At 68.4% G+C, this 14990-nt stretch carries 14 protein-coding genes; 8 read left to right on the forward strand and 6 right to left on the reverse strand.

What is annotated here, in order from left to right; translation table 11 throughout:
• The 4 genes from ASF87_RS15955 to ASF87_RS15970 are packed head-to-tail and all read right to left on the reverse strand — an operon-like array spanning window position 1 to window position 2630.
• A complete protein-coding gene (locus ASF87_RS15955) occupies window positions 1-1572 on the reverse strand; it encodes a hypothetical protein (RefSeq protein WP_056377286.1) in 1572 nt (523 codons plus the stop codon).
• Complete coding sequence (locus tag ASF87_RS15960) at window positions 1569-1892, reverse strand: hypothetical protein (RefSeq protein WP_056377287.1); 324 nt, start codon at window positions 1890-1892, stop codon at window positions 1569-1571. The genes ASF87_RS15955 and ASF87_RS15960 overlap by 4 nt, the downstream gene beginning before the upstream one ends.
• 40 nt (window positions 1893-1932) lie before the next feature.
• The gene (locus ASF87_RS15965) at window positions 1933-2226 is read right to left on the reverse strand and encodes a WXG100 family type VII secretion target (protein WP_056377290.1); all 294 of its coding nucleotides are present in this window, start codon (window positions 2224-2226) and stop codon (window positions 1933-1935) included.
• Window positions 2226-2630, reverse strand: coding sequence for a YbaB/EbfC family nucleoid-associated protein (locus tag ASF87_RS15970; RefSeq protein ID WP_056377291.1), 405 nt, complete (start codon window positions 2628-2630; stop codon window positions 2226-2228). The genes ASF87_RS15965 and ASF87_RS15970 overlap by 1 nt, the downstream gene beginning before the upstream one ends.
• Before the next feature lie 156 nt (window positions 2631-2786).
• On the opposite strand from ASF87_RS15970, the gene ASF87_RS15975 reads away from it, so the two are divergent.
• The 4 genes from ASF87_RS15975 to ASF87_RS15990 all read left to right on the forward strand — a co-directional run bounded on the left by ASF87_RS15975 (window position 2787) and on the right by ASF87_RS15990 (window position 7756).
• The gene (locus ASF87_RS15975) at window positions 2787-4397 is read left to right on the forward strand and encodes an ABC transporter substrate-binding protein (RefSeq protein WP_056377293.1); all 1611 of its coding nucleotides are present in this window, start codon (window positions 2787-2789) and stop codon (window positions 4395-4397) included.
• A gap of 103 nt (window positions 4398-4500) precedes the next feature.
• Complete coding sequence (locus tag ASF87_RS15980) at window positions 4501-5442, forward strand: ABC transporter permease (RefSeq protein ID WP_056377296.1); 942 nt, start codon at window positions 4501-4503, stop codon at window positions 5440-5442.
• A complete protein-coding gene (locus ASF87_RS15985; protein WP_056377299.1) occupies window positions 5439-6251 on the forward strand; it encodes an ABC transporter permease in 813 nt (270 codons plus the stop codon). Before ASF87_RS15980 ends, ASF87_RS15985 begins: the two co-directional genes overlap by 4 nt.
• Complete coding sequence (locus ASF87_RS15990) at window positions 6248-7756, forward strand: ATP-binding cassette domain-containing protein (RefSeq protein WP_056377301.1); 1509 nt, start codon at window positions 6248-6250, stop codon at window positions 7754-7756. Before ASF87_RS15985 ends, ASF87_RS15990 begins: the two co-directional genes overlap by 4 nt.
• Here ASF87_RS15990 and ASF87_RS15995 read toward each other — a convergent pair.
• Window positions 7746-8396 carry a pentapeptide repeat-containing protein gene (locus ASF87_RS15995; RefSeq protein WP_056377304.1) on the reverse strand — a complete coding sequence of 217 codons (651 nt, stop codon included), beginning with the start codon at window positions 8394-8396 and terminating at the stop codon, window positions 7746-7748. The genes ASF87_RS15990 and ASF87_RS15995 overlap by 11 nt on opposite strands.
• A gap of 300 nt (window positions 8397-8696) precedes the next feature.
• Here ASF87_RS15995 and ileS point away from each other — a divergent pair, with 300 nt between their 5' ends.
• From ileS to ndk, 4 genes are read left to right on the forward strand one after another with little or no spacing between them, the layout of a single operon-like run.
• Window positions 8697-12062 (forward strand): isoleucine--tRNA ligase, encoded by a 3366-nt coding sequence (gene ileS, locus ASF87_RS16000; RefSeq protein ID WP_056377306.1) that lies wholly within the window; start codon window positions 8697-8699, stop codon window positions 12060-12062.
• Window positions 12059-13411 (forward strand): bifunctional folylpolyglutamate synthase/dihydrofolate synthase, encoded by a 1353-nt coding sequence (locus ASF87_RS16005; RefSeq protein ID WP_056377308.1) that lies wholly within the window; start codon window positions 12059-12061, stop codon window positions 13409-13411. The genes ileS and ASF87_RS16005 overlap by 4 nt, the downstream gene beginning before the upstream one ends.
• Window positions 13408-13821: a DUF4233 domain-containing protein gene (locus tag ASF87_RS16010; RefSeq protein WP_056377690.1), complete on the forward strand. Its 414-nt coding sequence runs from the start codon at window positions 13408-13410 to the stop codon at window positions 13819-13821. Before ASF87_RS16005 ends, ASF87_RS16010 begins: the two co-directional genes overlap by 4 nt.
• Before the next feature lies 1 nt (window position 13822).
• Window positions 13823-14239, forward strand: a complete 417-nt coding sequence (gene ndk, locus ASF87_RS16015) for a nucleoside-diphosphate kinase (protein ID WP_056377310.1) — start codon at window positions 13823-13825, stop codon at window positions 14237-14239.
• A gap of 72 nt (window positions 14240-14311) precedes the next feature.
• On the opposite strand, the gene ASF87_RS16020 is transcribed toward ndk, so the two are convergent.
• Window positions 14312-14929, reverse strand: a complete 618-nt coding sequence (locus ASF87_RS16020) for a vitamin K epoxide reductase family protein (RefSeq protein ID WP_056377312.1) — start codon at window positions 14927-14929, stop codon at window positions 14312-14314.
• Window positions 14930-14990: the final 61 nt, after the last annotated feature.

Below are 14990 nucleotides of genomic sequence, written 5' to 3' on the forward strand. Positions count from 1 at the left end.
TCAGCGTTCCACTCCTTGGTATACCTGGTGATCGACCACTGTGCCGCCGAGACCGGCGAGGTCCCAAGGATCCGTTCCGCCGTTGGCATCGCGATAGGCGGCTTCCCACTCTGCCACGGACGTCGCATACTTCGGGTTGTTGTGTGCTCCGAACCCGTGCGCCCCATCCGGGTCCGGGAGCGTGATCTGGTGGATGTTCGGCGGGAGTACGGTCACCGGGGTGTTCGGGATGTCGAACGGGGACTGGCCCGGCAGCCCGGGAACGCCGACGAGGCTCCCATCCAGCATCGGCACGACGTCTGTCGCGTGCTGGAACGCGTAGACCGGCACGTTCGGCGGCACGTGGAAGTTGTCGACGGGGGAGCCGTTGGTCACGACCCCGATCGGGTTGTACGGGAAGGACGAGTCTGCGGCGAGGTTCGCCGCCATGATGCCGCCCTGGCTGAAGCCGGTCAGCACGACGTCGGATCCCGCCGGGATCCCCGCCTGCTGCATCGCATCCAGCACCGCGCGCTCGTACTGAGTGCGGAAGAGCGGGTTGTCGAGCATCAGCGCGAGGTTGTTGTCGCGGTCGTTCATCGCGCCGCTCGAGGGGCCGAACTCCCAGGCCTGTGTCGACGGGAGCGACACGACCCAGTGCGTCGAGCCGTCGGGACCGACGACCTCTTTGATGTCGATCGCCGTGGAGCTCTCCCCGCCCATCGCGTCGGTCGTGCCGTTCACCGACACGAGATCCGACAGCGAGTCGAGCGAGGTGACCTCATGAGCGTCGTTCCATGCGGCCAGTTGATCCTCGTTCAACGTCGACGGATCGATCTCGCGGACCCGCGCGTCATCGGTCAAGAAGTCGTGGAGGACGTTGCCGAACACCAGTCCGAGCGGCCCGCCGGTGAGTCCGCCGACCAGCGGCAGCATGTCGGCGAGGACATCGCGGAGGGTGGCCAGCGCGTCGCCGACCAGCGGCACGAGCTTGTAGAGGAGCTGCGCAAGAGACACGACGGCGCCGGTGAGACTCTTGACCAGCGCGCCGGCGGTGGTGACGAACTCGGCTGCGGACTCGGCGAACCGCTGGATGTCCTCGAGCTTCTGCAGAGGATTGAGGCTGAAGCGGAACAGATCGTCGGCGAAGCGGCTCAGGCGACCGAGGAAGTCGCAGATCAGCACTCGTGTCGACTCGATGATCTGGCTGACCAGGCGCACCGCGCTCGCCGTGGCTCCGGTCCACTGGGCGGCATCCTCAGCGACGGACAGCAGGTCGCCGTACCGGGCCCGCAGCGCCCGGACCGTGCGGCCGTCGAGCTCGGCCAGCCGGGGCTCGGCATCGCGGAGCGTCTCGACCACACGGCGGAGCGAGCTCTCTGCGCCCTCCCAGCGCGAGGCGAACCCGCCGACGGTGCCGGGGTCGCCGAGGAGATCGTCGAACCACTCCCGCAGCGGGGCGATGTACTGCATGAGCATGCCGGCGATGCCGGGGATGCTCGCGCAGTCGGCCTGCGAGGCGCTGTACCCGGGTGCTCCCGCCGCCCACGAACCGGAGCGCACCTGGCTGCTGATGCTTGCGACGGCGCTCACAGCTCTCCCTCGATGGCGCGGAACGAGGTGACGGCGCCGTCTTCGATCGCGCCGAAGGCATCGACGATCCCCTTGAGGCCGGTCGCCGTCGCGTCGGCGAGAGTCGTCGCTGCAGCGAGCGTCGACTCGGAGGCATCCGCGAGCGCGTCGACCGCGGGCCCGAGCAAGGGGCCGCACATCGCGCCGAACGCCGACTGCCCCACACCTCCGGCGGCTGTCGTGGCGGCGGAGCCGAGCAGCTCGGCCGCTGCGGTGAGCGCCCGCACGTGCGCGCGGAGCTCGTCCTCGTCGATCACGATCTGCTGATTGGATGCGGTCATGATGATCGGTTCCCCCCGATGATGTGATGTCTGTCCGACGTCAGCTGCCGCCGAGGACGCGCTGACCGGCGAGGTCGGCGTCCGAGTACTGGGTCGCGAGTTCGCCGAGCAGATCGGAGACGGCCATGACGAGCCCCGTTCGCTCACGCATGTTGCCGTCGAATCGCTCCTGTGCGGCGTCGAACGCCGATTGCGCGTCGCCCGACCACGAGCGACGCAGAATCGTCGCGTGCGCGGTGAGCTCCTCCAGGGCGGCGTCGATGTTGCGTGACGCGACGCTGATGGCCTTGGCGGCCTTCGCCACCTGCGCCGGATTGACCTCGATGACGCCCATCAGCGGTACTCGATCGTGCTGCCGCCGACCTGCGGGAACGCGGTGTCGACATCCTGGCGCACCGCGGCCACGAGAGGGGAGTCGGCCCCGAGGGTCTGCTCCATCGAGACGAGCACCCTCTCCGCCGCGACCCGCTGCGCCCTCGCGATCGTCTCGGTGATCGTGACGCCGAGGGATGCCAGATCTGCGGCCGCGCCCGACTGCAGTCTCACCGACTCGATGGCCCCGGTCGGCCGCGCGGTGACGGTCACTCGGCCGTCCGCCGACGTGACCGTCGCCATGGTCTGCGACGCCTCCGTCTCGAGTCTGGCCGACTCCTGGGCCAGCTGTCGGGACTGCGCGATCTGGGCATCGATCTTCGCGTTCACTGCGGCGATCGTGTCAGCGAGTTCTTCGGACGACACTGTTCCCCCTCCTCCGGTGTCATCGCAGTATATGAGGGAGCGATGACGGGATGAAGGTCCCACGACGCCCGCGTCACCGCGGAGGATCTAGAATTGGATCGAGTCCAAGAACTGATGCATCCGCGTCATCTCCCGCATTCCCTCCCGAGGAACAGCATGCCTATCTCCTTCCTGCGCCGTGCCATCCCGCTCGGCGCGACCGTCGCCGTGAGCGCACTCCTGCTCAGCTCCTGCGCTGCGCCCTCGTCCGAGTCCGACGGCGGTGAGCTCGTCTGGTCGATCGAGGGTGCGAACCTCTCAGCGGGGCACATGGACCCGCAGGTGAGTCAGCTCGACGTCTCGGGCATGGTGCAGCGCGCGGTGCTCGACTCCCTGGTCTTCCAGGAGGATGACGGCTCGTTCACCCCCTGGCTGGCCAAGGAGTGGACGGTGTCCGACGACAGCACCGAGTACACCTTCGTCCTGCGTGACGACGTCACCTTCACCGATGGCGAGCCGTTCGACGCCGAGGCCGTCAAGGCGAACTTCGATCGCATCGTCGATCCCGAGACGGAGTCCGCGCAGGCGGCCAGCATGATGGGGGCCGACTTCTACGAGGGCACCGAGGTCGTCGACGAGCACACGGTGAAGGTGAGCTTCACCCAGCCGTACGCGCCGTTCCTTCAGGCGACGAGCACGCCGCAGCTCGGCTTCTACTCGCCGGCCGTGCTGGAGGAGTCCGCCGACCAGCTCAAGGCGGGCGGCCCGGGGATCACCGTCGGAACAGGACCGTTCGAACTGACCGAGTACACACCCGATCAGGAGATCGTCTACACGCGCAACGACGACTACGCCTGGGGGCCGCACGGCGAGAAGGCACCGAAGGTCGAGACGCTGCGGGTCGAGATCCAGCCCGAGGCATCCGTGCGCACGGGCGTCATCGAGAGCGGCGAGGCCGACCTCGCGAGCAACATCCCGCCGAACCTCGCGGGTGACCTCGGCGACGGCGTCACGGTCGATTCGATCGAATACCCGGGCCTGCCCTACTCCCTGTACCTCAACGAGAAGTACGGCGTCTTCGCCGACGAGAAGGTGCGCCAGGCGTTCGCGTCGGGCATCGATGTCGACGCGGCCGTCGAGGAGATCTTCTTCGGACAATTCCCTCGCGCCTGGAGCGTGCTCGGCTCCACGACTCCCGGTTACGACGCCTCGCTGGAGGGCGCCCGACCGTTCGACGCGGACGCGGCGAACACGCTTCTCGACGAGGCCGGATGGACGGAGCGCGACTCCGACGGCATCCGCATGAAGGACGGCGAGCGCCTCTCGGCGCGGTGGATCGCATGGACTCCGGTCCCCGACGACCGCGCCGCTCTCGCGAACGCCATCCAGTCGGATCTCAAGACCATCGGCTTCGAGGTCGTCCGCGAGACGCTCGAGCCCGGCGCCTACAACGAGCAGTACGAGCCGAAGACCTTCGACCTCACCGACTGGGGATTCTCGGGCGTCGACCCGGACTTCCTCCGCGCGCACCTGCACACCGAGGGGTTCCAGAACGCCTCGCAGGTCACCGATCCCGAGATCGATGCGCTGCTCGAGCAGGCGGTCGCGTCGAACGATCAGGGTCAGCGCAACGAGATCTACACCCAGCTGCAGGAGTGGAACGCCGACTACACCGCGATCGTCCCGCTCTACAGCCCGTCGGCGATCACGGCTGTCGGCGAGCGGGTGGACGGGCTCGCGTACGACCTCTACGGTCGTCCGCTGTTCTACGACGTGAGCGTCGGCTGACACCCGAATCATCGAGCGCCCCTCGCTCGCGCACTGCGATATCGTTCGTGAGCGCGCGCCGTGAGTCGAGGGGCGCTCAGGATCCGTCGAGAGGGCGTCAACGGTGAAGACAGCGCTCACCCGGGTCGCCGGACTCGCGGCATCCGTCGTGATCGTGCTCTGGGGTGCGGCGACGCTGGTGTTCCTCGCGTTCCGGGTGATCCCGGGCGATCCGGTCTCCGTCATGCTCGGGCCTCAGGCGCAGGTGAGCGATGAGGTCAAAGACAGCATCCGCGCGGAACTGGGACTCGACCGTCCCCCACTCGAGCAGTACGTCACGTTCATCGGACAGCTCGCGCGAGGAGACCTCGGCGAGTCGTATCAACTGCGGATGCCGGTGGTCGAGGTCATCGGCCGCCAGCTGGGTTCCACGCTGCAGCTCTCCGCGCTGGCGCTGCTCATGGCCGTGGTGCTCGCCTTCGCCGTCGCGCTGCTCGTGCGAGGGCGCGCCGGGCGCACCGTCGCCGCGGCAGTCGAACTCGTCATCCTCTCTTCACCCGTCTTCTGGATCGGCCTGATCCTGCTCAGCGTCTTCGCGTTCGGACTCGGCTGGTTCCCCGTGTCCGGTGCACGCAACCCGGCGACGATCGTGCTGCCGGCCATCACGCTCGCCCTGCCGGTGGCTGCTCTGCTCAGCCAGGTGCTGCGAGACGGCCTCGCACAGGCCGAGCGGATGCCGTTCGCCGAGACCGTGCGTGCGCGGGGTGCGAGCGCGTCCTGGTTCACTCTGCGTCACGGCCTCAGGCACGGCGCGGCGAATGCGGTGACGCTCGCCGCGTACCTGACCGGATCCGTGCTCGGAGGAGCGGTCCTCGTCGAGACGGTGTTCGCCAGAGCAGGTCTCGGTCGGGTGACTCTCGCCGCCATCACCAATCGTGATCTGCCGGTCATCACCGGCATCATCCTGCTCAGTGCCCTCGTCTTCGTGGTCGTGAATCTCGTGGTCGAGCTGCTGCATCCGCTCATCGATCCTCGTCTGCGCATCGACCGAGGAGGCGTGCGGTGAGGCGGGCGCAGCCCGTGCTGCTGTGGGGCGCCACGGCGGTGCTCCTCGTGCTCGCCTTCGCCGCGGTGTTCCCCGGGGTGCTCGCCACGCACGATCCCCTGCAGACGGACGTGCGGGCTTCGCTGCTGCCGCCGAGCGCCGACCACCTCTTCGGCACCGACCAGAGCGGGCGCGATGTCTTCTCACGGGTGGTCTACGGAGCCGGGCGCTCGATCGGCATCGGACTGCTCGCTACGGGCGTCGCCCTCGCGGTCGGACTCGTCGTCGGGTCTCTGGCCGGTCTCGCTCCCCGGGGCGTCGACGCCGCACTCATGCGGGTGAACGACGTGCTGATGGCGTTCCCCGAGTTCCTGGTCGCGCTCGTGGTGGTGGCCGTGCTGGGACCGGGTCCCGTGAACATCGCGATCGCCGTCACCCTCGCGGCCGTGCCCGTCTACATCCGCCTCGCCCGCGTGCAGACGCGCACGCTGCGCGGCGCAGAGCATGTCGAGGCCGCCCGCATCCTCGGGGTGCGGCCGTTGCCCGCCTTCGTGAGGCACGTCGTGCCCGGCGTGCTCGGGTCGCTCAGCGTCCTGGCGACGATCGGCATCGGATCGAGCATCCTCGCCGCGGCCGGACTCAGCTTCCTCGGTCTCGGACCATCGGAGCCGACGCCCGAATGGGGACTGATGCTCGCCGGCGGACGCAACGTGCTCGGTCAGGCCTGGTGGATCGCCGTCTTCCCCGGCATCGCGATCACGGTCACCGTCATCTCGGCCACGATCGTCGGTCGTGTGCTGCGAGCCAGAGCAGAGGGGCTGACACCGTGACCGCCGCGCTGGAACTCGAGGGGCTGCGCATCGACTTCGGAGGGATACCCGTGGTGAACGGTGTGTCGCTGTCGGTCGCGCGAGGTGAATGCGTGGCGATCGTCGGAGAGTCCGGAGCCGGCAAGAGCGTCACGGCGAGGGCTCTGCTGGGGCTCGCTCCGCAAAGCGCTCACGTGGCGTTCGATCGTCTCGTCGTCGACGGCACGGACGCCGCCCGTCTCGGCGAGCGCGGGTGGCGGGCGCTGCGCGGTGCCCGCATCGGACTCGTCTCGCAGGATGCATTGGTGTCTCTCGACCCGCTGCAGCGGGTGGGGTCGGAGATCGCCGAGCCGCTTCGTCTGCACGGGCTCGCGTCCGGGCGGGCCGCGCTGCGCGAGCGGGTGCGGGACCTGCTGCACCGGGTCTGGATGCCGGACGCGGCTCGGCGGGCACGCCAGTATCCGCATCAGCTCTCCGGGGGGCTCCGGCAGAGGGCGCTGATCGCCTCGGCGATCGCAGCAGACCCCGTAGTCCTCGTCGCCGATGAGCCCACCACTGCGCTCGATGCCACCGTGCAGGCGAGGATCCTCGGGCTCCTGCGAGACATCGCCGACGCGGGCACCGCCATCGTGTTCATCAGCCACGATTTCGCGGCGGTGCGCAGGATAGCGGATCGCGTGCTGGTGATGCGCAACGGCATCGTGGTCGAGGCCGGGCGCGTCGATGAGGTGCTCGAGGATCCCCAGCATGAGTACACCCGTCAGCTCATCGCCGCCACGATCCACGAGCCGCGCGCGGAGCGTGAAGGCGCGGCCGCACCGGTGCTCGTCGCCGCCGGGGTCACGAAGGCGTTCGACGATCTCGTCGCGGTGCAGGATGCGTCGTTCGCTGTGCCCGCCGGACGCACACTCGGCATCGTCGGGGAATCGGGGTCGGGCAAGACGACTCTCGCCCGCATGATCGTGGGCGTCGAGGATGCCGATGACGGCGGCCTGCGGTGGATCGGACAGCATCGGGTGCAGCTCGTGCACCAGAACCCTCTCGGCGCCTTCGACCCGCGGTGGACGATCGGGAGGTCGCTGAGAGAGGCGCTCGCCGCCGGGGGTGTGCCTCGTCAGCGGCGAGCGGCTCGCGTCGCCGAGCTGCTCGCCGAGGTCGATCTCGATCCGGTGCTCGCGAGCCGTAGGCCCATCGCCCTGTCGGGCGGGCAGCGTCAGCGTGCGGCGATCGCGCGGGCGCTCGCCGCCGAGCCCGAGGTGCTGGTTCTCGACGAGCCGGTGTCGGCTCTCGACCCTTCGGTGCGCGAGAAGGTGCTGCAGCTGCTGCTGCGTCTTCAGCGCGAACGGGAGCTGACGATGATCTTCGTGTCGCACGACCTCGATGTCGTCGGCGCGGTGGCCGACGAGGTGCTCGTGATGCAGGACGGCGTGATCGTCGAGCAGGGGGCGGTGATCGACGTGTTCGCCGCGCCGCAGCATCCGTTCACCCGGGAGCTGCTCGAGGCGAACCGGCCCGTCAGTCCATGACCTGGATGCCGATCCCCGCCGCGAGCAGCGGCGCGAGCTGCTGCACCTGGAAACCGGTGAGCGTCGTGCCTCGCAGGCTGTTCGCATCGAGGAACGCAGAGGCGTCGAGTCCGCGGAGGTCGACGTGCCTGGCCCGCATCGCCCGGGTGTCGACCTCGTCAGAACGACTGCCGGTGAAGCCCACGCGCGTGAGTTCGGCCTGAGGCATGTCGAGGGTGCGGATGCCGCAGTCGCGGATCTCGATGTCGGTGGCCTTCGCCGCCCCGAGATTGAGATAGTCGATGCGCACGTCGCTGAGCAGCAGCTCGTCGATGCGAGCGCTGCTCAGATCGAGCGTGCCGATGCGGCCTCCACTGATGCGCACGCGGCGGATGCTCGCATCCCGCATCTTGAGCGATGCGATCCGCACGCCGGTGAGGTCGACGTCGATGAGCGTGGCACCTGTCAGGTCGACCGCGTCGGCATCGGCGGCGACCGTGCACTGCTCGAGCGAGGCATGGGCGAGGTCGACCGTGCCCTCGAGATCGAGACTCGCTGCGAGCAGATCGGCGCTGCGATGTGCTGCGGCGGGCGTGAACTCCCGCGGAAGGTCGGGCGCCGAGACGCGGGGAGCCACGGGGGATTCGGGGGAACGGGCCATGCTTCGAGGGTAGGGGGTGGGTGCGACAGCGCCCAGAGTGCTCAGGAGGCGCACCCCCGCCGCCGCGCGTACAATGGAGACACGAGCATCGATCCGGACATCACCGGGGAGCTCTCGGAAGAACGGTCGGGCTCGCACGGGTCGACTCAGTAGAACCGAGCGGGGCAGGCCCGTCACAGCCGCAGTGAGAGTGGCTCCGCCGTGAGGCGCGGCACGTGAGGTGGTACCGCGGTTCCCCGGGATGAGATTCCGGACGGATCGTCCTCGCAGCAGCATCCGCCACGACTCCTGCGAGACGACATGACCTACCCGCGTTCCTCCTTCGGCCCCGCCGCCGACCAGGCTGCCTCCGTCGCACCGAGCCCTCGGTTCCCCCAGATCGAGCGCGAAGTGCTCGACTTCTGGGAGACCGACCAGACCTTCCGCGCCTCGATCGAGCAGCGCGAGGGCAACGACGAGTGGGTCTTCTACGACGGCCCGCCGTTCGCCAACGGCCTGCCGCACTACGGGCACCTGCTCACCGGGTACGCCAAGGATGTGTTCCCACGCTTCCAGACCATGATCGGCAAGAAGGTCGATCGCGTCTTCGGCTGGGACACGCACGGTCTGCCCGCTGAGCTCGAGGCCATGAAGCAACTCGGCATCACCGAGAAGAGCCAGATCGAAGAGATGGGCATCGACGTCTTCAACGCGAAGGCGAAGGACTCGGTGCTGAAGTACACGCACGAGTGGCAGGACTACGTCACGCGTCAGGCTCGCTGGGTCGACTTCGAGCGCGGGTACAAGACGCTCGACCTCGGCTACATGGAGAGCGTGCTCTGGGCGTTCAAGACCCTGTTCGACAAGGGGCTCGCCTACGAGGGATACCGGGTGCTGCCTTACTGCTGGCGCGATGAGACCCCGCTGTCGGCGCACGAGCTGCGCATGGACGACGACGTCTACCAGAACCGTCAGGACCCGTCGGTCACCGTCACGTTCCCGCTGACAGGCGCGAAGGCCGAGGCCCTCGGACTCACCGCCGTGCGCGCGCTCGCCTGGACGACCACGCCCTGGACCCTGCCCACCAACCTCGCGCTCGCCGTGGGACCCGACATCGAGTACATCGTGCTTCCGGCGGGCCCGAACGGAGCCGCCGACGTGCATGCGGTGGCAGGAACCACGGATGCCGCGATCGAGGCGTCCGCGCACCGCTACCTCCTCGCCCGCGAACTGCTCGGCGGCTACGTCAAGGATCTCGGCTACGAGAGCCTCGGCGATGCGCTCGCCGCTGTCGACGCGACGGTGCGAGGAGCCGACCTGGAGGACGTCACCTACGACCGACTCTTCGACTACTACGCCGACTCCGAGACCTACGGCACCGAGAACGCCTGGCGCATCCTGGTCGACGACTACGTCACCGTCAGCGACGGCACCGGCATCGTCCACCAGGCTCCCGCCTACGGTGAGGACGACCAGCGGGTCGCCGGTGCCGCCGGCATCCCGACGATCCTGTCGCTCGACGACGGCGGGCGCTTCCTGCCGAACGTCACAGACGTCGCCGGCCAGCTCTGGATGGATGCGAACACGCCGCTCATCCGTCTGCTCCGCGCCGAGGGACGACTGCTGCGCGAGCAGAGCTACGTGCACTCGTACCCGCACTGCTGGCGCTGCCGGAACCCCCTGATCTACAAGGCCGTGTCGAGCTGGTTCATCCGTGTCACCGACATCAAGGACGACCTGCTCGCGAACAACGAGCAGATCACCTGGGTGCCCGAGAACGTCAAGCACGGCCAGTTCGGCAAGTGGCTCGAGGGGGCGCGCGACTGGTCGATCAGCCGCAACCGCTACTGGGGCTCGCCGATCCCGATCTGGAAGAGCGACGACCCGGAGTACCCGCGCATCGACGCATACGGCTCTCTCGAAGAGATGGAGCGCGACTTCGGCACGCTGCCGCGCAACCCCGAGGGCGAGATCGACCTGCACCGCCCCTACATCGACGACCTCACGCGTCCGAACCCCGACGACCCCACCGGCAAGAGCACGATGCGCCGCATCGAGGACGTCTTCGACGTGTGGTTCGACTCGGGTTCGATGCCGTACGCGCAGGTGCACTATCCGTTCGAGAACCAGGAGTGGTTCGACACGCACGCACCCGCCGACTTCATCGTCGAGTACATCGGGCAGACGCGTGGCTGGTTCTACGTCATGCACGTGCTGTCGACCGCGCTCTTCGATCGTCCGGCCTTCACCGGTGTCAGCTGCCACGGCATCGTGCTGGGCAACGACGGCTACAAGATGTCGAAGTCGCTGCGCAACTATCCGGATGTCTCCGAGGTGCTCGACCGCGACGGCTCCGACGCGATGCGCTGGTTCCTCATGTCGAGCTCCGTGCTGCGCGGTGGCAACCTCGCGGTCACCGAAGAGGGCATCCGATCGGGCGTCCGCGAGTTCCTGCTTCCGCTGTGGAACTCGTGGTACTTCTTCGCGACGTATGCGAACGCGGCCAAGCCGGGCGGCTACGAGGCGACCTGGCGCACGGACTCGACCGACGTGCTCGACAGGTACATCCTGGCTCGGCTCGGCGACCTCGTGCGCGACGTGCGGGCGGACCTCGAGGGACTCGACTCGACGACGGCGTCCGCTCGTCTGCGCGACTTCGCCGAGGTTCTCACCAACTGGTACATCCGCCGCTCGCGCGACCGGTTCTGGGAGGGCTCGAACACCGAGGCCTTCGACACGCTCTACACCGTGCTCGAGACCCTGACCCGAGTCGCGGCTCCGCTCGTGCCGCTCGTCAGTGAGCGCGTATGGCAGGGGCTCACAGGCGGACGCAGCGTGCACCTGCAGGACTGGCCCGACGCCACCGCGTTCCCCGCCGCCGACGAGATCCGGAATGCCATGGATGCCGTCCGCGAGCTCTCGAGCGTCGGCAACGCTTTGCGCAAGAAGGAGAAGCTGCGCGTGCGTCTGCCGCTCGCCCGCCTCACGGTCGTGTCACCGCTGGCAGGGACGCTCGGCCAGTTCGAGGACATCCTCCGCGAGGAGCTCAACGTCAAGTCGGTCGAGCTCGTCCCGCAGTCGGAGACGACTGCTGCGGACTACGGCATCAGCCACCGGCTCAGCGTCAACGCGCGTGCCGCTGGCCCGCGGCTCGGCAAGAACGTGCAGACCGTGATCAAAGCCGCGAAGGCAGGCGACTGGTCGGAGAGCGACGGCGTCGTCACCGCGGGCGGTATCGCTCTCGAGCCGTCGGAGTACGAGCTCGCGCTCGAGACCGCCGGTCGTCCGGAGGGCGAGGCTCTCGCCCTCGTGCCGACGGGGGGCGTCGTGCTGCTCGATACGCAGACGACACCCGAGCTCGAAGCGGAGGGACTCGCACGCGACGCGATCCGCGTCGTGCAGGAGGCCCGCAAGAACGCTGACCTCGACGTGAGCGATCGCATCGTGCTCGCGCTCAACGTGAGCCCGGACGACGCCGAGGCGCTGCAGGCGCATGCAGAGCTGATCGCAGGGGAGACCCTGGCCGTGGCGTTCGCTGTGCAGGCAACCGACGAGATGAACGCTCTCGTGAAGGACGTCACCAGCCCAGGAGGCGGCGTGTTCCGCAGCGGGGCGACCGCGCTGGGCGCCGACAAGCGCCCGATCATCGTCACGATCGACACGAACATCGAGGAGCCGAGCGCATGAGCGCACGTGACAGGGCGGATGCCGTCTACGAGACGCTGCTGAGCCGCGCGGGGGAGCGCTGGGTGCAGCCGCGCAAGGAGCGCACCGCGCGCATCCTCACATACCTCGACGACCCGCAGCGCACCTATCGCGTCGTGCACATCACGGGGACCAACGGCAAGACGTCGACGGCTCGGATGATCGAGACTCTGCTTCGGGCGCACGGGCTGCGCACCGGGCTGTTCACGAGTCCTCATCTCGAGCGCTTCACCGAGCGGATCATGATCGACGGCGAGCCGATCGAGGATGCCGCTGTCGCCGACGCGTGGGATGAGATCGAGCCCTTCGTCGAGATCGTCGACGCCGAGCTCGAGGCCGCAGGGGAGGAGCCGCTCACGTTCTTCGAGCTGCTCACCGTGCTCGCCTTCGTGGCCGTGGCCGATGCCCCTGTCGACGTGCTCGTGCTCGAGGTGGGCATGGGGGGCGAGTGGGACTCGACCAACACGGCGGACGGCGACGTGGCGGTCTTCGCGCCCATCGACATCGACCACGCGGATCGTCTGGGAAGCACGATCGCCGAGATCGCGACGGTCAAGGCGGGGATCATCAAGGAAGGCGCGGCCGTCGTCTCGGCGCAGCAGCCCGCAGAGGCCGCTGAAGTGCTGCGTCGCGTCGCCGCCGAGAAGAACGCCACGATCGCGTTCGAGGGTGAGGAGTTCGGGCTCGCCGACCAGAAGCTCGCCGTCGGTGGACAGCTGTTGACCATCCGCGGACTCGCCGGCGCCTATGTCGAGGAGTATCTGCCGCAGTACGGTGCGCACCAGGGGCACAACGCCGCCCTCGCGGTCGCCGCCGTGGAGTCGCTGATCGGAGGCGCCGAGCAGCCGATCGCCGCCGACATCATCTCGGAGGGGCTCCAGGGAGCGACCTCGCCCGGACGTCTTCAGCTGCTGGGGGTCGCTCCGACGGTGATCGTCGATGCCGCGCACAACCCGCACGGCGCCGCCGCGCTCGTTCTCGCGATGGACGACAGCTTCGACTTCGACGAGTGGGGCGTCGTGCTGGGTGTGCTCGCCGACAAGGACGCCGCCGGCATCGTCGCGAAGCTCGCACCTGCAGCAGCGCACGTCTTCGCCACCGCGCCGGAGTCCGACCGCGCGAGCGACGCGGATCTCATCGCCGACCTCGTCGAGGCGACGGGACAGCGTGCGACCGTCCATCCGACCCTCGCTGAGGCTGCTGATGCCGCACGGGAATGGGCGGCATCGTCCGATCGCCGAGCCGTCGTGATCGCCGGGTCGGTCGTGCTCGCGGGCGAGGCGATCGCCCTCGCTGAGGCAGAGGACTGGAAGTCCGGGTGGCGCGCATGACCGCCGTCTCCCCGTCTGCGCGTCCTCCGCGTCCGCCCCGCACGCTCGTACAGAAGCTGGCGCCGATCGTGCTCGGGTTCGAGTCGATCGTCGTCTTCCTCGCGGGCCTCACGGTCTTCGGTCTGAAGTCGCTGCCTGCCGGCATCCCGCAGTGGTGGGGGATCGTCGGCGGCGCGGTCGTGGGACTCGCCTGCATCGCCGTCGCCGGGATGATCACGAAGCCCTGGGCGATCACCGCAGGGTGGATCCTGCAGGTCGTCATCGCGCTGGCGGCTATCCTGGTGCCCGCGATCCTGCTCGTCGTCGTGGTTTTCGGCGGCATGTGGGGGTATGCGACGATCATGGGGGCCCGATTGGACGCACGACGTCCTGACGGGCCCACGACCGAGACTCAGACAGAGAGTGAATGACATGGCCACCGAAGAAACCCTCGTCCTCGTAAAGCCCGATGGCGTCGCCCGCGGCCTCACCGGCACGATCCTGGCTCGCATCGAAGCGAAGGGATACTCCCTCGTCGACATCCGCCTGGTCGAGCCCGACCGCGACCTGCTGGCCGAGCACTATGCCGAGCACGAGGGCAAGCCGTTCTACGAGCCGCTCCTCGAGTTCATGCTCTCAGGGCCGTCCGTCGCGATCCGCCTCGCGGGCAACCGCGTGATCGAGGGCTTCCGGTCGCTCGCCGGCACGACCGACCCCACCACCGCCGTACCCGGCACGATCCGTGGCGACTTCGGTCGCGACTGGGGCCTCAAGGTGCAGCAGAACCTCGTGCACGGCTCGGACAGCCCCGAGTCGGCCGCACGCGAGCTCGGCATCTGGTTCGACTGACCGATCCGCTCACGACGAAGCCCGCCGCACGAGATCGTGCGGCGGGCTTCGTCGATTCAGGGGTGAGAGGAATCAGAAGATGATGCGCGCCATCTCGCCGAGGAAGTCGAGACCCTTCAGCTGAGCCATCACGATGATGATCGCGTAGGCCAGGATGGTCGCCAGCGGAACCCAGACCATGAGCTTGTCCGCACGCGCCTGGGCCTTCTCGCTCTTGGTGAACGTGCCGTTCCGAGTGAGATGCAGCATGGTCGCGAAGAACGTCGGGATGGTCACGGCCCAGGTCACCATGCACCACGGGCACAGCACTCCGAGGTTCGATGCATACAGGCTCTGGCCGATCAGCCAGCAGACGAGTCCGAATGCGAACGTGATGCCGGCGCCGAACGCAGCCCAGAACCAGCGGGGAAAGCGGGCTCCAGCGAGGATCGCGACCCCGACGACCAACGGCGCCATCCACCCGGTCAGTCCGAGCAGCGGGTTGGGGAAGCCGAAGATCTCGCCCTGCCACGAGCCCAGGTTCTTGCTGCACTGGATGAAGGGGCTGACGTCGCAGGCCAGGGCATCGGTCGGGTTCTCGAGAAGCACGAACTTCTCGACCGTGAGCTGGAAGGCGGCGAACCAGCCGATGACGCTCGCGATGATCAACCACACGGCATAGACGACGGGGCGGGTGCGCTGCTCGCTCATGTCTGGATTCTCTCAGTGATCGCTATGTATCGGGCGTGAGCGCGCCGGAGAAAACGACTCA

Source organism: Microbacterium sp. Leaf161 (assembly GCF_001423645.1).
Taxonomy (GTDB): Bacteria; Actinomycetota; Actinomycetes; order Actinomycetales; family Microbacteriaceae; genus Microbacterium; species Microbacterium forte.